Source organism: Streptococcus sp. VT 162, from assembly GCA_000688775.2.
Taxonomy (GTDB): domain Bacteria; phylum Bacillota; class Bacilli; order Lactobacillales; family Streptococcaceae; genus Streptococcus.
This window is the reverse complement of sequence record CP007628.2, coordinates 1,014,670-1,034,588: the sequence shown is the minus strand read 5'-3', so window position 1 is coordinate 1,034,588 and position 19,919 is coordinate 1,014,670. Positions and strand designations below refer to the sequence as shown.

12 protein-coding genes are annotated in these 19,919 nt (G+C 39.3%); 9 read left to right on the top strand and 3 right to left on the bottom strand.

Features of this window, described 5'->3' with window-relative positions:
- Positions 1-151 precede the first annotated feature (151 nt).
- Together V470_10640 and V470_05010 are read right to left on the bottom strand one after the other, a co-directional pair.
- Entirely contained in the window at positions 152-2,311 is a 2,160-nt protein-coding gene (locus V470_10640; GenBank protein ID AJZ74452.1) for a ribonucleotide-diphosphate reductase subunit alpha, read from the bottom strand.
- 80 nt (positions 2,312-2,391) lie between these two features.
- The gene (locus tag V470_05010; protein AHZ47788.1) at positions 2,392-2,610 is read right to left on the bottom strand and encodes a glutaredoxin; all 219 of its coding nucleotides are present in this window, start codon (positions 2,608-2,610) and stop codon (positions 2,392-2,394) included.
- Positions 2,611-3,264: 654 nt separating this feature from the next.
- On the opposite strand from V470_05010, the gene V470_05005 reads away from it, so the two are divergent.
- From V470_05005 to V470_04980, 6 genes are all read left to right on the top strand, one after another.
- A complete protein-coding gene (locus tag V470_05005) occupies positions 3,265-4,485 on the top strand; it encodes a dipeptidyl aminopeptidase (protein ID AHZ47787.1) in 1,221 nt (406 codons plus the stop codon).
- A gap of 461 nt (positions 4,486-4,946) precedes the next feature.
- The gene (locus tag V470_05000) at positions 4,947-5,210 is read left to right on the top strand and encodes a phosphocarrier protein HPr (GenBank protein AHZ47786.1); all 264 of its coding nucleotides are present in this window, start codon (positions 4,947-4,949) and stop codon (positions 5,208-5,210) included.
- A gap of 5 nt (positions 5,211-5,215) precedes the next feature.
- Positions 5,216-6,949: a phosphoenolpyruvate-protein phosphotransferase gene (locus V470_04995; GenBank protein ID AHZ47785.1), complete on the top strand. Its 1,734-nt coding sequence runs from the start codon at positions 5,216-5,218 to the stop codon at positions 6,947-6,949.
- 246 nt (positions 6,950-7,195) lie between these two features.
- Positions 7,196-9,718 (top strand): histidine motif-containing protein, encoded by a 2,523-nt coding sequence (locus V470_04990; GenBank protein ID AHZ47784.1) that lies wholly within the window; start codon positions 7,196-7,198, stop codon positions 9,716-9,718.
- 195 nt (positions 9,719-9,913) lie between these two features.
- A complete protein-coding gene (locus tag V470_04985) occupies positions 9,914-10,831 on the top strand; it encodes an adhesion protein (protein AHZ47783.1) in 918 nt (305 codons plus the stop codon).
- 13 nt (positions 10,832-10,844) lie between these two features.
- Positions 10,845-13,892, top strand: a complete 3,048-nt coding sequence (locus V470_04980; GenBank protein ID AHZ47782.1) for an HIT family hydrolase — start codon at positions 10,845-10,847, stop codon at positions 13,890-13,892.
- Positions 13,893-13,928: 36 nt separating this feature from the next.
- On the opposite strand, the gene V470_04975 is transcribed toward V470_04980, so the two are convergent.
- Positions 13,929-15,152 carry a peptidase T gene (locus V470_04975; GenBank protein ID AHZ47781.1) on the bottom strand — a complete coding sequence of 408 codons (1,224 nt, stop codon included), beginning with the start codon at positions 15,150-15,152 and terminating at the stop codon, positions 13,929-13,931.
- Between the two features lie 358 nt (positions 15,153-15,510).
- Here V470_04975 and V470_04970 point away from each other — a divergent pair, with 358 nt between their 5' ends.
- From V470_04970 to V470_04960, 3 genes are read left to right on the top strand one after another with little or no spacing between them, the layout of a single operon-like run.
- Positions 15,511-18,102 (top strand): adhesin, encoded by a 2,592-nt coding sequence (locus tag V470_04970; GenBank protein AHZ47780.1) that lies wholly within the window; start codon positions 15,511-15,513, stop codon positions 18,100-18,102.
- Complete coding sequence (locus tag V470_04965; protein AHZ47779.1) at positions 18,102-18,653, top strand: signal peptidase I; 552 nt, start codon at positions 18,102-18,104, stop codon at positions 18,651-18,653. The genes V470_04970 and V470_04965 overlap by 1 nt, the downstream gene beginning before the upstream one ends.
- Positions 18,653-19,918: a phosphate-transport permease PitB gene (locus V470_04960; protein AHZ47778.1), complete on the top strand. Its 1,266-nt coding sequence runs from the start codon at positions 18,653-18,655 to the stop codon at positions 19,916-19,918. Before V470_04965 ends, V470_04960 begins: the two co-directional genes overlap by 1 nt.
- Position 19,919: the final 1 nt, after the last annotated feature.

Genomic DNA, 19,919 nt, shown 5'->3' with positions numbered 1-19,919 from the left:
TATGCAGCCTTGCTTAGTTTTATAGGACCTATTTCAATGGTATCATATTTTTTTATTGCGGAGTAAGCAATAAATGTCATAGGGCCAAGAAAAAGTATAACGTAAATTGGCCCCCATTTACTATTTAAACAAGTAGTAAAAATTTTTTCCATTAAATCACACAGCTTTCACATTGGTTAGCACCAACTTCCCCACCGTCGTCTGTAAAGGTACGGACGTAGTAAATGGACTTGATTCCCTTGTTAAAGGCATAGTTACGAAGAATAGACAAATCACGTGTCGTTTGTTTGTTTTCTTTCTTCCATTCGTAAAGACCTTTTGGAATGTCACTACGCATGAAGAGAGTGAGCGAAAGCCCTTGGTCCACGTGCTCTGTTGCAGCAGCATAAACATCAATCACCTTACGCATATCCATGTCGTAAGCAGAAGTGTAGTAAGGGATAGTATCTGTTGACAAACCTGCAGCAGGATAGTAGATTTTACCGATTTTCTTCTCTTGACGTTCTTCGATACGTTGTGTAATCGGGTGGATAGAAGCAGAAACGTCGTTGATGTAGCTGATAGAACCATTTGGAGCAACAGCTAGACGGTTTTGATGGTAAAGTCCATCTGCTTGAACCTTTTCGCGAAGTTCAGTCCAATCAGTAGCACTTGGAATAAAGACATCTTTAAAGAGTTCTTTAACACGGTCTGATTTTGGAACAAACTCGCCTGTCACATACTTGTCAAAGTAGCTACCGTTAGCATAGTCTGATTTTTCAAAGTTGTGGAAGGTAATACCACGTTCGCGAGCGATATTGTTTGACTCCACTAAGGTCCAGTAGTTCATAAGCATAAAGTAGATGCTTGTAAATTCAATTGACTCAGGTGATCCGTACTCAATCAGTTGTTGGGCAAGGTAGCTATGAAGCCCCATGGCACCAAGACCAAAGGTGTGAGCTAAACTGTTTCCGTGGTCGATAGTAGGGACAGCTACGATGTGTGAACTATCTGTAACGAAAGTAAGGGCACGAACCATAGCGCGAATAGAACGACCAAAGTCAGGTGAAGTCATCATGTTGACCACGTTGGTTGAACCAAGGTTACATGAAACGTCCGTTCCCATTTGAAGGAATTCTTGAGCATCGTTGATCAAGCTTGGTTCTTGAACTTGAAGAATCTCAGAGCACAAGTTACTCATGATAATCTTACCATCAACGGGATTAGCACGGTTGGCTGTATCAATGTTGACTACATAAGGGTAACCAGACTCTTGTTGCAATTTAGAAATTTCAGTTTCCAAATCACGCGCCTTGATTTTTGTCTTGCGGATATTTGGATTTGCAACCAATTCATCATATTTCTCAGTGATGTCGATGTAGTTGAACGGTACACCATACTCAAGCTCTACAGAGTAAGGGCTAAAGAGATACATTTCTTCATTTTTACGAGCTAATTCGTAGAATTTATCGGGCACCACAACTCCAAGTGAGAGGGTCTTAACACGAACTTTTTCATCGGCATTTTCTTTCTTAGTTGAAAGGAAAGCGATGATATCTGGGTGAAAGACGTTGAGGTAGACAACCCCAGCACCTTGACGTTGCCCGAGTTGGTTTGAGTAAGAGAAGCTGTCTTCAAAAAGCTTCATAACTGGTACGACACCAGAAGCAGCACCTTCATAACCTTTGATAGGAGCTCCAGCTTCACGAAGGTTGCTGAGGGAAATTCCCACACCACCACCGATACGTGAAAGTTGGAGAGCTGAGTTGATGGAACGTCCGATAGAGTTCATGTCATCAGTTACTTGAATCAAGAAACAAGATACCAACTCTCCACGACGAGCACGACCAGCATTCAAGAAGGAAGGAGTAGCTGGTTGATAGCGTTGGTGGATGATTTCATTGGCAATATCAGTCGCAATCGCTTCATCCCCGTCAGCAAAATAAAGCGCGTTAAAGAAGACACGGTCTTCCATACTTTCAAGGTAATATTCACCGTCATTAGTCTTCAAGGCATACTGGTTGTAAAACTTATAGGCAGCCATGAATGATTTGAATTGGAAGTTTTGGTCCTTGATAAATTGATGCAATTCTTCCAAAAACTCTGGACGGTATTTCTTGAGAAATGCAGTTTCGATGTAGTTATGTTCAATAAGGTAGTTGATTTTATCAGTAATTGAATCAAAAACCATGGTATTTGGAACTACATTTTCTTTAAAGAAGGCATCCAAGGCTTCCTTATCTTTATGAAGCATGATTTGTCCATTGACAGGACGGTTGATTTCGTTATTGAGACGGAAGTAAGTTACGTCCTCAAGATGTTTTAATCCCATAAAATTTCCTTTATCTAATTACAAAAGAAAGGCCTCTAAGTTAGCCCTAGAAGCAATCTCTTCTGGATGATGTACTAAGATTATGCTAATTGTTTCAGTTTTCCTGGTTGGAAGCCTGAAAAGACTTCAGTTGGTGTTTGGATAACAGGAGCTGCGCTGAAACCGAGCTCTTTAACTTGATCGATGTACTCTGGTTGCTCGTCGAGATTGATCTCACGATAAGCGACATTGTTGCTGTCCAAGAAACGCTTGGTCATCTTACATTGGACACAGTTGTTTTTAGAATAAACGGTTACCATTTTCGTAACTCCTCTTTCAAAATAGATTACTTTCTTAGTATATCAGAAAAAAAAACTTTGTCAAACTTTTTAAACTAAATCTTGTGCTAAAAAGTTACAGTTTCAAAAACAAAGCACAAGATATAGTGTTTTGTCAGAGTGTAAAATTGGGTTTTCATTGAACTATCAAAGTTTATCAAAACAAAAAAACTATATACTGTATATTGGTAAGATAAATAGAAGATTTTCAGCAAGTTATCAGAAAGGAAAACGAAGAAAATAGCAAAAATCGTAAGAACAGGAATAAGTCTAGCTGAGACAATACTTTAATAAAATAGAAACTGTAATATTTACGAAAAAAAGAAATTTTCTACACAAGATGTCCCAATATTTTGTATTAGAATATCTAAAATATAACCAAAGTGGAAATGACAGATTATGATGTATTCATAAAAATGGATCATTGGTTAATTTTATATAGGATACTTATGAGTTTCGTATCCTTTCATAAGGAGTATATAAATACAATGTTTGAAAAAGTTCATTTTATGTGATACACTATCTGTGATTATAAGATTAAAAAATGGATATCTGAATGCTTTTGTTTGATAGAGAATGTTATCAGATTATAATTAGATTAAATGAATGAAAGAACACAGAATTAGGAGGCGCGTGGTGAAAGAAAATGATGTTATTTTAAAACGGCAATCGACTCAAATATTTTTTAAGAATGGTGATACGGATTTTTTCTTCAATTGGTTGTTAGGAATCGGTGAAATTTTTGGTTTCTCTCATGGAGAGCTTTATTATCTTGCTCAAAGATTGGGGAACTCACCAAAGCCTGATGACTGGAAAAATGTATTTTTATCGCATGTAAACTACCTTGAACAAGAAGCAAGTAATTCAGGATTGAGTGAACAAACAAAGGCGCAGTATTATCTTGCACAGACCTACTCACTTCGCTCGGCAATCCAATTTACCGATCCATTTTCTGAAGAGTATTTACCGACCGTTCGTCAAATGGAGAAGGTGTTTTCTAGTGCAATTCATTCACTAGGTGCACCGATTGAAAAATTAACTATTCCCTATCAGGGTTCTTACTTGCCTGGTTATTATCTTCATAGCGACGATAATTGCCCAACGATAATCATGATTGGTGGAGGTGATACTTATCGCGAAGATTTATTTTACTTTGCAGGATATCCTGGATGGATACGAAATTATAATGTTTTAATGGTTGATCTTCCTGGTCAAGGGAGCAATCCTAGTAGAGGGCTGGTCTTTGATGTGGATGCTTCTATTCCAATTTCATTATGCATAGACTGGTTGGAAAATAGAAATCCTAAACTAAATTATTTAGCTATTTATGGTGTCAGCGGAGGGGGATATTTTACTGCACAAGCTGTCGAAAAGGATCCAAGAATTCATGCTTGGATTGCTAGTACCCCTATTTACGACGTTGCAGAACTTTTCAGAAAAGAATTTGGATCAAGTTTGAAAGCACCTAGTTGGTTAATAAATGCCATTTTAAAATTAGCTGGAAATTGGAATGAATCAGCAAATTTAAATCTTAAAAAGTATGCATGGCAGTTTGGTACTTCTGATTTTAAGAGTGCTATTGATGATGTATTTAACCATGCAAAGATTGTGGATTACCAAAAAATTCAATGCCCATGCCTTTTTATCATGGGAAAGGGTGAGGGTGCTGAACTGCAGCATCAAACTAAGGTGATTTATGAAGAACTTAAATCTAAAAATCAACAAACTAAACTTCAAGTATTTGAGGCGGAAAGTGGTGCGGACGCTCATTGCCAAGTCAATAATCTAAGACTCGCCCATAATGTCGTTTTTGATTGGTTGGATACTTTATTTGAATGGAATCAATCAAAGTTTTAGTTCTACTTATACCACTTAGATATATCTACCTTTTTACTGTTAGGGGCTACAAACTTATTTTACTTTAAGTAGCAAATTGGATAAATTCTCTACTGTTGATGGTAAGAGTAGGTTTTAGAATTTCAGGATTTGATGAAGTCTTTTCAAATAATGGATTTACTGAGTTATATTAATTATAGTTAAATAGTATTATTTCATTATTTACTAGGATTGTCCTCTGATTGGTATTAAGGGAAAATAGCTTTGAAAATTGAATTTTGATGATGACATTCTTTGAACAATTAGTGTTTAGATATGCTATTTAGTTACTAGAGTGCTCATTTAATAGAAAAAGAAGTAATTTCATTTTCAGTAAAAGTCCATAAAATACTTGAAAAATTATCTAGAAGGTGATATAATACAGTCTTGTAAGGGTTATCACATATAACTCAAAAAAGAAATAACTAAAGGAGAGTCAAACTATGGCTTCTAAAGATTTCCACGTAGTGGCAGAAACAGGTATTCACGCGCGTCCAGCAACATTGTTGGTTCAAACAGCTAGCAAATTTGCTTCAGATATCACTCTTGAATACAAAGGTAAATCAGTAAATCTTAAATCTATCATGGGTGTTATGAGTCTTGGTGTTGGCCAAGGTGCTGACGTTACAATTTCAGCTGAAGGTGCAGATGCTGACGACGCAATCGCTGCTATCACTGAAACTATGGAAAAAGAAGGATTGGCATAAGGAAAATGACAGAAATGCTTAAAGGAATCGCAGCATCTGACGGTGTTGCAGTTGCAAAAGCATATCTACTCGTTCAACCGGATTTGTCATTTGAGACTATTACAGTCGAAGATACAAACGCAGAAGAAGCTCGCCTTGATGCCGCTCTACAGGCATCACAAGACGAGCTTTCTGTTATTCGCGAGAAAGCAGTAGGTACGCTCGGTGAAGAAGCAGCTCAAGTTTTTGACGCTCACTTAATGGTTCTTGCTGACCCAGAAATGATCAGCCAAATCAAGGAAACAATCCGTGCGAAGAAAGTGAATGCAGAAGCAGGTCTGAAAGAAGTAACAGACATGTTTATCACTATCTTTGAAGGCATGGAAGACAACCCATACATGCAAGAACGCGCTGCGGATATCCGCGACGTGACAAAACGTGTATTGGCCAACCTCCTTGGTAAAAAATTGCCAAACCCAGCTTCTATCAATGAAGAAGTGATTGTGATTGCGCATGACTTGACTCCTTCAGATACAGCTCAATTGGACAAAAACTTTGTAAAAGCTTTTGTAACCAACATTGGTGGACGTACAAGCCACTCTGCTATCATGGCGCGTACACTTGAAATTGCAGCAGTATTGGGAACAAACAACATCACTGAAATCGTTAAAGACGGTGATATTCTTGCCGTTAACGGTATCACAGGTGAGGTTATTATCAATCCAACTGATGAGCAAGCGGCTGAATTCAAGGCTGCTGGTGAAGCTTATGCGAAACAAAAAGCTGAATGGGCTCTCTTGAAAGATGCTAAAACAGTAACTGCTGATGGCAAACACTTTGAATTGGCTGCCAACATCGGTACTCCAAAAGACGTTGAAGGTGTCAATGACAACGGTGCTGAAGCTGTTGGTCTTTACCGTACAGAGTTCTTGTACATGGATTCTCAAGACTTCCCAACAGAAGACGAGCAATACGAAGCTTACAAGGCTGTACTTGAAGGAATGAACGGTAAACCTGTTGTCGTTCGTACAATGGATATCGGTGGAGATAAGGAACTTCCTTACTTCGATATGCCTCACGAAATGAACCCATTCCTTGGATTCCGTGCCCTTCGTATCTCTATCTCTGAGACTGGAGATGCTATGTTCCGCACACAAATCCGTGCCCTTCTTCGTGCGTCTGTTCACGGTCAATTGCGTATCATGTTCCCAATGGTTGCGCTCTTGAAAGAATTCCGTGCAGCGAAAGCAGTCTTTGACGAAGAAAAAGCAAACCTTCTTGCTGAAGGTGTTGCAGTTGCGGATAATATCCAAGTTGGTATCATGATCGAAATCCCAGCAGCAGCCATGCTTGCAGATCAATTTGCTAAAGAAGTTGACTTCTTCTCAATTGGTACAAACGACTTGATCCAATACACAATGGCAGCAGACCGTATGAACGAACAAGTTTCATACCTTTACCAACCATACAACCCATCAATCCTACGCTTGATCAACAATGTGATCAAAGCAGCTCACGCTGAAGGGAAATGGGCTGGAATGTGTGGTGAGATGGCTGGTGATCAACAAGCTGTTCCACTTCTTGTCGGAATGGGCTTGGATGAGTTCTCTATGTCAGCAACATCTGTACTTCGTACGCGTAGCTTGATGAAGAAATTGGATACAGCTAAGATGGAAGAGTACGCAAACCGTGCCCTTACAGAATGCTCAACAATGGAAGAAGTCCTTGAACTTCAAAAAGAATACGTTAATTTTGATTAATCGAAAAGTCCTTGCAACTCAGTTGCAGGGGCTTTTTTAAAGAATTTTCAAGAAAATCTTTTTTATATAAAGTCCATTCTAGAGAAAGTAGCGGTGAAGAATAAAAAAATACTTAACTGGTTCATAAAATTCTTGACAAGTTGCAAATTTAGGAGTAAACTATTAACCAGTTAATTAATAGAGAGGAGTTTCTGCAATTTAGAAATGAATTGCAAATAGAAATATCAAAAAAGAAAGTGAGTTTCAATGAAAATTAATAAAAAATACCTTGCTGGTTCTGCGGCAGCTTTAATTTTAAGTGTCTGTTCTTACGAGTTGGGACTGTATCAAGCTAGAACAGTCAAAGAAAATAATCGTGTTTCCTATATAGATGGAAAACAGGCGGCACAAAAAACGGAGAATCTGACTCCTGATGAGGTTAGCAAGAAAGAAGGCATCAATGCGGAGCAAATCGTCATCAAGATAACAGACCAGGGCTATGTCACTTCGCATGGCGACCACTATCATTACTATAATGGCAAAGTCCCTTATGACGCTATCATCAGTGAAGAGTTGCTGATGAAGGATCCAAACTACCAGCTCAAGGACGAGGATATTATCAGTGAAATCAAGGGTGGTTATGTTATCAAGGTAGATGGAAAATACTATGTTTACCTTAAGGACGCATCCCATGCGGATAATGTCCGTACGAAAGAAGAAATCAATCGGCAAAAACAAGAGCATAGTCAGCATCGTGAAGGAGGAACTTCAGCAAACGATGGTGCGGTAGCCTTGGCACGTTCACAGGGACGCTATACCACGGATGATGGATATATCTTTAATGCATCCGATATCATTGAAGATACTGGTGATGCTTATATCGTTCCTCATGGCAACCATTACCATTACATTCCTAAGAGTGAGTTATCAGCCAGCGAATTGGCTGCCGCAGAAGCCTTCCTATCTGGTAGAAGTGGCCAATCAAATACGCCTACTTATCGCCGTACCAATAACAACAGTACCAGCAGCGATGTAGATAGATGGACTCCATCCTATAATAATCAAGGCAATAGCTATACGAACACGAACACAGCTAACAACAGTAGCGACGATAACCAAGCAAGTCAGAGTGATGAGGATATTGATAGCCTTCTGAAACAACTTTATGCCTTGCCACTCAGCCAACGACACGTAGAATCTGATGGCCTTGTCTTTGACCCAGCACAGATTACAAGTCGAACAGCTAGAGGAGTTGCTGTGCCTCATGGGAACCATTACCATTTCATCCCTTATTCACAGATGTCTGAATTGGAAGAACGAATCGCTCGTATTATTCCTCTACAGTACAGTTCGAACCATAGGGTGCCGGATTCAAGACCAGAACAACCAAGTCCACAACCGACTCCGGAACCTAGTCCAAGCCCGCAACCTGCACCAAATCCTCAACCATCTCCAAGCAATCCAATTGACGAAAAATTGGTTAAACAGGCGATTCGAAAAGTAGCTGACGGCTATGTCTTTGAGGAGAATGGAACCTCACGTTATATTCCTGCCAAGGAACTTTCAGCAGAAACTGCTGCAGCCATTGATAGTAAGCTAGCCAAGCAAGAAAGTTTAGCTCATAAGCTCGGAGCTAAGAAAACCAATCTCCCATCTGGTGATCGAGGATTTTACAATAAGGCTTATGATTTACTAGCAAGAATTCATCAGGACTTACTTGCTAATAAAGGTCGTAAAGTTGATTTTGACGCTTTGGATAAACTGTTGGAACGTTTAAATGATGAAAGCAGTGATAAAGTTAAGTTGGTCGAAGATGTACTTGCATTTCTCGCACCGATTCGTCATCCAGAACGTTTAGGAAAACCAAATGCGCAAATTGCCTACACTGATGATGAGATTCAGGTAGCCAAGTTGGCAGGCAAGTATACAACAGAAGATGGCTATATCTTTGATCCCCGTGATATCACCAGTGATGAGGGGGATGCCTATGTAACTCCACATATGACCCATAGTCATTGGATTAAGAAAGATAGTTTGTCTGAAGCCGAAAGAGCGGCAGCCCAGGCTTATGCTAAAGAGAAAGGTTTAACACCTCCTTCGACAGGAAATACAGAGACTAAAGGAGCAGAAGCTATCTACAACCGCGTGAAAGCAGCTAAGAAGGTGCCTCTTGATCGTATGCCTTACAATCTCCAACATACCGTGGAAGTTAAAAACGGTAGTTTAATCATTCCTCATTATGATCATTACCATAACATCAAATTTGAGTGGTTTGACGAAGGACTTTATGAGGCACCTAAGGGGTATAGTCTAGAAGATCTCTTTGCGACTGTGAAGTACTATGTCGAACATCCAAACGAACGTCCGCATTCAGATAGTGGTTGGGGAAATGCAAGTGACCATGTTCAAAGAAACCAAAATGGTCAAGCTGATAACAATCATACGGATAAACCATCAGTAGAGAAACCTCGGGCAGACAAACCTGAGGAAGAAAAGCCGCGCGAAGAGAAGCCTCAAAGTGAGAAACCAGAATCTCCAAAACCAACTGAGGAGCCGGAAGAAGAATTACCAGAGGAACCAGAAGAACCTCAGGTCGAGACTGAAAAGGTTGAAGCGAAGTTGAGAGAGGCTGAAGAGCTACTTGCAAAGATCCAAGACCCCATTATCAAGTCCAATGCCAAAGAAACTCTCACTGGCTTAAAAAATAACCTGCTATTTGGTGCTCAGGATAACAATACCATTATGGCTGAAGCTGAAAAGTTGTTGGCTTTATTAAAGGAGAGCAAGTAAAGGTAGAAGCATTTTCTAGATCCTAAAAACAGGATAGGAGAACTAGAAAAGTTAAAATCGAAAATGAGAATAGAATGTAAGTTCTAGTTCTCATTTTTTTCATGAAAATGTGAAAAATATCTTGACATATAGTGTAAATAAAGATAAACTATTTACTAGTTAATTAAATGGTTAAATACTAGTTAAGGAGTAATGATGAAAAAAAGAACAATTCTACTATTAATGGCAAGTCTGTTGATTCTTGTCTTAGGAGCATGTAGCCAAAAAGAAAAACAAGAATCAAAAGGGATGAAGATTGTCACAAGTTTTTACCCAATCTATGCCATGGTCAAAGAGGTATCAGGTGACTTGAATGATGTACGGATGATTCAGTCAAGTAGTGGGATTCACTCCTTTGAACCATCAGCAAATGACATTGCTGCCATTTATGATGCGGATGTCTTTGTCTATCACTCTCATACGCTCGAATCTTGGGCTGGAAGTCTAGATCCTAACTTGAAAAATTCAAAAGTTAAGGTTTTAGAAGCTTCTGAAGGGATGACGTTGGAGCGTGTACCGGGTTTGGAAGATGTAGAAGCTGGTGACGGGATTGATGAAAAAACGCTCTATGACCCTCACACTTGGTTAGATCCTGAAAAAGCAGGCGAAGAGGCGCAGATTATTGCGGATAAACTTTCGGAGATTGACAGTGCTAATAAGGAGACGTATCAAAAGAATGCTAAAAACTTTATCGCTAAAGCCCAAGAATTGACTAAGAAGTACCAGCCTATTTTTGAAAAAGCGAGTCAAAAGACCTTTGTTACACAACACACAGCCTTTTCTTATCTCGCTAAACGCTTTGGTTTGAAACAACTTGGTATAGCAGGGATTTCACCTGAACAAGAGCCAAGTCCGAGACAACTAACAGAAATTCAAGAATTCGTTAAGACTTATAAGGTTAAAACCATCTTTACTGAGAGCAATGCTTCTTCTAAAGTCGCTGAGACTTTGGTCAAATCAACAGGAGTTAGCCTAAAGACCCTCAATCCTTTAGAAGCAGATCCTGAAAATGACAAAACTTACTTAGAAAATCTAGAAGAAAACATGAATGTTCTTGCAGAAGAATTAAAATGAGGAGATGATGAAAATGAAGAAGAAATACCTTGCAGCAGGATCGGCTCTTGTCCTTTCCCTAAGCCTTTGCATCTATGCATTGAACCAACACCAGGTAGAAGGAAACAAAGATAAAAATCGTGTGTCTTATGTCGATGGGAAGCAAGACTCTCAAAAAACAGAGACCCAGACACCAGACCAAGTTAGCAAAAAAGAAGACATTCAGGCTGAACAAATTGTCGTGAAAATCACAGACCAAGGTTATGTGACTTCACATGGTGATCATTTCCATTATTACAATGGTAAAGTTCCTTTTGACGCGATTTTCAGCGAAGAACTGTTGATGAAAGATGCCAATTATCAACTGAAAGATGCTGATATTGTCAATGAAATCAAAGGTGGCTACATTATCAAGGTTGATGGTAAGTATTATGTCTACCTTAAAGATGCGGCTCATGCTGATAATATTCGTACGAAGGACGAAATTGAACGCCAAAAACAAGGTCATACTCACGATGCACCAACTTCTAACAGTGCAGTGACACTTGCGCGATCACAAGGCCGTTATACTACCGACGATGGCTACATCTTTAATCCATCTGATATTATAGAGGATACTGGTGATGCTTATATCGTTCCTCATGGTGGACATTACCACTACATTCCAAAGAGTTCCTTGTCTGCTAGCGAATTAGCTGCTGCTCAAGCTTACCTTTCTGGAACTAGAAAACAACCGACTGTGACGGACTATCGTCCTAGTCCAAACGCAACTGGTCAAACTACCAACCCAAGTCAACAGGCTGAAACACCAAGTAATCAAGCTGAGAGTCTTCAAAGTCTATTGCAGCAACTCTATGCTCTTCCAAGTAGTCAACGTTATGCTGAATCAGATGGCTTGATTTTTGACCCTGCTAAGATTTCGAGCAGAACACCAAGTGGCGTAGCGATTCCACACAGAAATCACTATCATTTCATCCCATATACAAAACTTTCTGCCTTGGAAGAAAAGATTGCACGTATGATTCCTTTATCTAGCGACAGTGGGAAGCCAACACCTTTGGAAAATCCAAGCAAACCAGCAGAACATCCAGCTCAACCAGATCATCATCATGACCAAGACGGTGACCATGGAAGTCAGGATACCAACCATGAAGACCATGACCATGATGGAGAGGAGCATGACCACCACCACGGTGAAGAACATGATCATGGTTTTGCAGCTGACCGTGTTATTAGTGAAGATGAGCAAGGTTTTGTAGTTTCTCATGGAGATCACGCTCATTATTTCTTTAAGAAGGACTTGACTGCAGCCCAAATCAAAGCTGCCCAAGATCACTTGAAAGAAAATCATCAGTCTCAGCACGTTCAACCACTTGCAAAGACTGTGGAAAGTTTCTCAAGAGATGCTAGCGATGAAGAAAAAATCAAGTATATCTCACAGACCTACGGGGTTCCGCTCGAAGCGATTCGTATTTCAAACGGCTTCTTTGTCTTTGGAAATCCGGATCAAGCCTATGATCCAACCCATATCCATCCTTATGCTGTTCGAAAAGAACATGTTCGTATTCCTCTCCAAACTGGAAATCCAGAACTGGATTTCCTAAATGAACTTTATACGACTGCCCTACGTGATGGGGTGTCTCCTTATAGTTTGCAAGTAGAGAATGGTAGCTTTGTGATTCCTCACGGTGATCACAATCACTACATTAAGGTTCAGACAAATGGCTATGAAGTAGCTTTGAAAAATAAGATTCCGGCCCTACAATCGACCTATCAACCTGGAGCATTTGATGAACAAACAGTTCTATCTAAGGTGGATCAACTTTTAGCAGATAGCAGAAGTCTCTACAAAGACCAGCCAATCATGCAGAGACGGGTTGAACTTGCTTTGGGGCAGTTCACCGAAAATATGAAAAAATTGGCAACAAACTCAACTGCTGGATACCTAGCAGCATTGGATCTCTTTAATAAACAGTATATCCATGTGGACCAAAATGTGGCACCGGTTGAAACTTCACCTTTAGATAAGAAGTACCAAGCTCTAGTAGATAAGATCAATACATTGGATACAGATACTTATGGCTTGCCTAAGAAAGATCTTTTGGTACATTTGCAGGAAGCAAAACTAGCACAGGATGAGACAGAGTTGGCTGTCATTGAAGCGAAACTGCAGGCCTTGCAAGATTTCCGAGATCGGACAGGGGTTACAACAGTAGAGTACATCAAGTACTTCTACGAACATGTGTCTGATGGTCGTTTGAGAGAAGAACTTCGGAACCGTGTTGCCAAGTTGACATGGGAACTTTACCAGTCACAATCTTTCCTCAAAGCAACCGACTTGAACAAGTTATTCCCAACTATTTACCAAACTAAGTTAGAAGTAGAAGAAGCTCTCAAAGAAGAACCCGTTTCTACAAAAGTTGGTAAGACTATTCTAGATACGGAAAAAGTAGATAGTCAAACTGCTAAGACCGCCATCTATGAATTCCTAAAAGAACTCTACGGTGATTTTATGCCAGAAGAGCGGGTTAGTCATGTTAAGAAGGAAGAAGTGGATGCTCTCCTAACTAAAGCTGCCCAACTCCTAGCACGTGTCAAAGAAGATGGTGTCAAACAATCCCTAGCTGAAGAAGCAGCTAATATCAAAGCGGCTACTGAAAAGGAAAATGCAGACCTTGACGAAGCTAAAACACAACTTGAGGATCTTTTAAATCGTATTGCAGCGACTATCCAACGAGAGAAAAAAGAAGCAGAACAAGATCCACAAACGGTGATTATCTACCAAAAACTCTATAATATCTTGCTCTCCCTTCACAAGTACTTAGAGGATAACAAAGGATCTGATGCTGACTTTGAACGTGTCGATGCCCTTTTTGATCAACTCGCAGCTAAAAGTAGTGATAAAGAAGGTCTCCTCACTCTAGCTAAAGAAATCATTAGCTTGAACCAAGAACTTCGTTCAAAAGCAAGTGAAACTGACAGTCAATCTAAGTCTGAGAAAGGCAGTGAAACAACTGCTTCTCAATCAAGCGAAAAGCAAGAGAAAAGTGAGACTGAGCCAAGTGCTCAACCAAACGAATAAAAAGAAAGACGAAGTAGCTGAGCTACCTCGTCTTTTTTAGTCTTTATAAGCTACAATACCAATGATGGTATCCACCGCACGCTCCATGGTCTGAAGACTGACGTATTCAAAACGTCCATGCATGTTTTCACCACCAGCAAAGATATTAGGAGTTGGGATCCCCATAAAGGAAATCTTAGACCCATCTGTTCCACCACGAATCGGTTCGATAATTGGCGCGATCCCTAAATCTTCCATAACAGCTTTAGCAATGGTAACGGGTGTCATGTCTTTCTCGATGACTTCTTTCATATTGTAGTACTGGTCTGTCAGAGTCAAGCTAACGCGATCATTCCCAAGCTCTTGATTCATCTTGTCAGCGATGGCTTGCATAGCTGCTTTACGAGCTTCAAAGGCATCTTTTTCAAAGTCACGGATGATGTAGCTTGCACGCGCCTCCTCGACACTACCTGTCACATCCATAAGATGATAGAAACCTTGATAACCATCTGTCAATTCAGGTCGGTCATTCTCTGGAAGTTGATTATGAAAATCAATCGCTAGCTGAAGGGCATTGACCATCTGTCCTTTAGCAGTACCAGGGTGAACATTGCGCCCTTGGAAATGAAGCTCAGCAGCAGCTGCTGAGAAAGTTTCATACTGAAGCTCACCTAGCGGACCACCATCAACAGTATAGGCAAAGTCAACGTTAAAGTCTTCAGCATCAAATTTGTTAGCTCCAACACCGATTTCTTCATCTGGTCCAAAACCAACTCGAATCTCACAGTGTTTGATTTCGGGATGAGCAGTCAGATATTCAATAGCAGTCATAATTTCAGCAATCCCTGACTTGTCATCAGCACCCAGCAAGGTCGTGCCATCAGTTGTGATAAGCGTTTGGCCTGGATATTTCTCAAGGCTCTTGAAATCAGCAGGATCGAGTTTAAATCCAGAATCACCCAAGTCGATAACTCCACCATCGTAATTTTCAATGACTTGCGGATTAACTCCCTCAGCATTAAAATCAGCAGTATCCATGTGGGAGATGAAGCCAATCTTGCGTGTAAGGCTGGGATCATTAGCTGGTAAGGTACCAATAGCAAAACCATTTGGAAGGTAGTAGACGTTTTGCAGACCGACACGTTTCATTTCAGGAATAAGAACATTGGTCGCAAAATCTACCTGGCTTTGCGTACTTGGAGTAGTAGTAGAGTGTTCATCAGAACGCGTATTGACCTTAACGTAGGTCAAGAAACGATCTAAAAGGTTCGGATAAGTCATAAAAACTCCTTTAACAATCATAAAATAGAATGCAAACTTCGGAAAAAACCTTATTCTGAAAATTTCATGAATTTTGAAAAAATATAATAATTCAAATTCAATAGACTTTCAAATGAAATTTTGGATATTCTAGAATAAAATATATGCATTGATATTTTATGAGATTTTTTTATTCTTTTTTCATTTTACCATAGAATAGTTTGAAAGACAAAGAAGAATCATACTCTTTTATTAATTAACATAATATAAAATTAATCATATTAATTGACACTGCGTGAACTTTATTGTACAATTATCTTGTAAATGTCCTAGATTGATATAGTAACAATATTAGTACATTCTAGTTAAGGAGAATAAAATGAACATTCGCTTCGATTTTAAGAAAGTTCAAATTATTGCACGCCGTTTAGTTACACTGTTAGCTATTCTCTTTTTGTGTGCTCCGATAAGTCTGTTAAATGCTGATTCTACTACAGAACCTCAGACAACCCTTCATAAAACAATTACTCCGATATCAGGACAGGATGACAAGTATGAGTTGTCATTGGATATCACGTCCAAACTGGGAACGGAGACCCAAACGGATCCCTTGGATGTTGTTTTAGTAGCAGACCTCTCAGGAAGTATGCAGAATCAGGATGTCCAATCTTTTGATGGACGGACGATCAGTCGGATTGACGCATTGAAAAATACTCTAAAAGGAACAAATGGTCGTAAGGGCTTAATTGATACCATTCTATCCAATTCTAATAACCGTTTATCTATGGTAGGATTTGGTGGGAAAATTGACAATAAAAAGAATGATCAGTATTGGGATGGAAATAAATGGAGACTTTTTAGACCATACTGGCCCTATGAACGGATGACAAAATACTATGATGGCGTTTCACCATGGGATGATGCTAACACGATTTTAGGATGGAGTAACAATGCTCGTGCTGCTAAAACAGCGGTATACAACATGAGTATTGCAGGAGGTAATTCCATTGGTACTGAGTCAGGTATTGGTACCGGGACCAATATTGGGGCTGGATTAACCTTGGCCAACCAGTTAATGGGAAGTGCAAGATCTAATGCTAAGAAAGTCGTTATTTTGCTTTCAGATGGCTTTGCGAATATGGTCTACGATGCCAATGGTTACACTATATATAACTACAATAACGAAGATCCTAATATCGAAACAGCTCCCCAGTGGTTTTGGGATAGATTAAATAATAATCTAAATAGTCTATCATATAGCTTGGCTCCAACACTTGATGGTTTCTATTCGATTAAATTTCGTTATTCAAACAATGTCGACAGTATTACCAGTCTGCAATATTATATGAGGCAACATAATGCCTCCATTCCAAATGAAATATTCTCTGCAAATGATGAAGACCAGTTACAAGACAGTTTCAAAGATATTACTGATAAGATTCTGCCACTGGGAATCCACCACGTGACCATCAAGGATGTTCTTTCTAAGTATGTCCAGCTATTACCAAACGGATCGTCAGAGTTTCGTGTCGTTAAAGAGAAAGATGGTAGCAGTGAAACATTAAGCAACGAGCAAGTAACTTTTGAAACCAAGACAAGTTCAGAAGGTTTAGTGGAGGTTACAGCTAATTTTTCTCCTAATTATTCCTTGGAAGATGGCGCTAGATATGTACTAAAATTTAAAGTTACATCTAGTCAAGATGCTTTGGATGCCATTGCTGGTGATAAAAAACTAGAGGCTGGTGATGCTGAAGGTTCTGATGTCAATAAACTCTACTCCAATAAAGGTGCCAGTGTCACCTATTCCTATGGAATAGGCACCTCTCAAACCAAGACCAAAGAATACTCTGACAACCCAACCTTTAAGCCTTCAGATCCATTAACGGTACCAGTGGAAGTTGAATGGCAAGGTGTGACGGGTGCGAGAACTGTTATTACAGCTGATCAACCGAGTAATATTGAACTGAAACTGGTTCAAAAGAACAAGAACGGAGGTCCTGATAATCAAGACTATCGAAAGACTAATGTAAATGTTAGAACAAATATCTTTAATGAAACGAGGAACTTTGAAAAAGTTGCCAAAGGATATCAATACGATTTAATTGCACCGGACGTCCCAGCCTTTACCAAAGAAATAAAAAATGTTGGTACAGAAACTAAACCATCCTTCAAGGTAATCTATAAACAATTGCCAAGTCTGACGATTAAGAAAGTGTTGGAAGCTGAAAGTAACTTGAACAAAGAGTTTAGGATTAAGGTAAAACTAACCTCTCCTGATTCTACACCATTGAATGGAACTTTTGGCGATATAACTGTTGTGAATGGAGAAGCGGAGATCCGTGTCGAAAAACGAAAACGTTGGAAAGGTATTCTAAGCTATCTTCCTCGAGGAACCCATTACAAGGTTGAAGAAGAAGCGGCATCAACGAACGGTTACCACGTTACATATGAGAATCAAGAGGGCGATCTGAATAAAGACGAAACCAGTATTGTCACGAATCACAAGCTTCCAAGTTTATCAGTTACAAAAAAGGTTACGGGTGTATTTGCCAACCTATTAAAATCCTTCAAGATTACCATTAACATTAGGGATGCTCAGAATAGTCCACTGAATGGAACCTATACTGCAACGGTAAATAATAAAAGAACCCCTCTGCAATTTACGAATGGTCGAGTGTCTATTGATCTAAACAAAGATCAAACCATAAAAATTGATGGACTTCCACTCAATAGTCACTATACCGTAGAAGAGGAATCAAACTCTTCTAGTGGATATCAGGTATCTTATGAAAATCAAGAAGGCAAGCTGGATGGAGACAAGTCCGCGACAGTCACGAATAATAAGAATAGCGTGCCTGAAACCGGAGTTGACTTCCTCAGCAGTACACTCATGTTAGGAATAATCCTTCCTCTAGGGGGAATCTTCTTTACAATCCTACTCGGATATCTAGTGGTACATAGGAGAAAATAATGCTACTTAAAAAGAAACATAAGAAAACAGTAACACAAGTCAATCGGGATAAGTCTCCGCCGAGTGTATGGGGAGATATCCTCTACTTAGTCAGTAAGCTTCTGATGGTTGGGTTTGTACTGGCCACCCTTTACTTTTTTGTCTTTGGACTATTGAGATACAATGACGATGGCATGAAGCCAGCCTTAAAAGATGGCGACTTGGTTGTCTACTATAGGTTGGATAAACGTTATTCGATTGGTGATCTGCTCGTCTATAGTTATAAGGGTAAGGAAAGAGTGGCGCGTGTCATAGCAACCGAAGGAAGTACGATCGATATAAACGAAAATGGTCTCATCATCAACGGTTCTCCTCAACAAGAGCAGGATATCTACAAAGAAACGCTGCTCTATAAGGAAGGGGCTACCTTCCCAATGAAAGTCCCAGCAGGACAACTCTTTGTCCTCGGGGACAATCGAACAACGGCTGTAGATAGTCGTGCTTTTGGAACCATTCCTATACAGGATACCCATGGCAAGGTGGTAACAGTCCTAAGGCGACGGGGCTTTTGATGACAGTTTATGAAAAAAGAAATTTAAAAATAAAAGGAATAATCATGAAAAAAACATTTTTGAAAAAATTAGTTACTGCAAGTATTGCAGCTGTAACCGCCTTGTCGGTCTTTAGAGGAGTGCCAACATTTGCGGATGATAATGATGTGGCAACTGCCAAAGCAAATGGTGAAACAAGTGCAAAAGTAGCTATTAATAAGGTGTTGAATATTGCGGAAGGAATTACAACACCTGAAGCAACTTTTACATTTACTTTCACCCCAAAAACTGGTACATCATCAAATGGTGCACCTTATGAAACGATTTCTGATTCAAATGGAAAAATAGCTGCAAAGAATGTAGTTTATTCTAAAAGTGATCTTTTGCAACCAAATCAAACTAGTATTAAGAAAGATACTGGAAATATTTTCGAAAGCGTAACCTACACACACGCCGGAGAATATGTTTATACTGTAGCAGAAACTCAAAATGTTGGTTGGGCACAAATTCTGAAAAATAGCGTACCAATTGATTCTATGACATATGATAATCGTAGCTATGAAATGCACGTTATTGTAAAAAATAAGCAAAGCTCAGGTGTTTATATTTCATCTGTATATTTCAAACTAGTGTCTACAAGTTCTACTGCTAAAGTAAAACCATCTGAGAAGGGCGAACTTTATAAATATGATTTATTTGTAAATACTTACAGGAAAAATGCGGGTAAAATCACAAATCCAAATGAACCAACACCAAATAAACCAAAACCAGAAAATTTCAATCCAGGAGCAAAATCTTTAGTAATCAAAAAATTGGTAGAAGGTGATTCGGCTGATAAAACAAAAGACTTTACCTTTAAGTTAACTTTTACAAAAGCTTCAACAGATGATCAAGGTACATTTGTCGGACAAGTTGGTTCCACATCTTATACATTTGAGAATGGGAAAGAAAAAACAATTACCCTTCACCATGATCAATCTTTGGTATTTGACAATCTACCTGCAGGTACTCGCTATAAACTAGTTGAATCAGGATCTCAAGGTTATAAAGCAACAGCCTCATATAATGAAAATGGAGTTATAAGGAATCAAACGGGTACAGCTTCAGCTGATTTTACTCAAACTAGTATTTTAGTCGGTGAAAAGACAAATGATAATACCATTACAAATAGCTTGCCAAATGTTACCCCTACTGGTCTCTTGATTGACAACCTTCCTTTCATCTTGATGATTGGTCTTGGTTTGGCTGGATTTGTTGTTTTGTCTAAAAAACGCAGACAAGCTTAAG

Bases quoted from the DNA above. Each gene is read 5' to 3' on its own strand.
- V470_10640 (AJZ74452.1), bottom strand. From the start codon at position 2,311: ATGGGATTAAAACATCTTGAGGACGTAACTTACTTCCGTCTCAATAAC.
- V470_05010 (AHZ47788.1), bottom strand. From the start codon at position 2,610: ATGGTAACCGTTTATTCTAAAAACAACTGTGTCCAATGTAAGATGACC.
- V470_05000 (AHZ47786.1), top strand. From the start codon at position 4,947: ATGGCTTCTAAAGATTTCCACGTAGTGGCAGAAACAGGTATTCACGCG.
- V470_04995 (AHZ47785.1), top strand. From the start codon at position 5,216: ATGACAGAAATGCTTAAAGGAATCGCAGCATCTGACGGTGTTGCAGTT.
- V470_04990 (AHZ47784.1), top strand. From the start codon at position 7,196: ATGAAAATTAATAAAAAATACCTTGCTGGTTCTGCGGCAGCTTTAATT.
- V470_04985 (AHZ47783.1), top strand. From the start codon at position 9,914: ATGAAAAAAAGAACAATTCTACTATTAATGGCAAGTCTGTTGATTCTT.
- V470_04980 (AHZ47782.1), top strand. From the start codon at position 10,845: ATGAAGAAGAAATACCTTGCAGCAGGATCGGCTCTTGTCCTTTCCCTA.
- V470_04975 (AHZ47781.1), bottom strand. From the start codon at position 15,152: ATGACTTATCCGAACCTTTTAGATCGTTTCTTGACCTACGTTAAGGTC.
- V470_04970 (AHZ47780.1), top strand. From the start codon at position 15,511: ATGAACATTCGCTTCGATTTTAAGAAAGTTCAAATTATTGCACGCCGT.
- V470_04965 (AHZ47779.1), top strand. From the start codon at position 18,102: ATGCTACTTAAAAAGAAACATAAGAAAACAGTAACACAAGTCAATCGG.
- V470_04960 (AHZ47778.1), top strand. From the start codon at position 18,653: ATGACAGTTTATGAAAAAAGAAATTTAAAAATAAAAGGAATAATCATG.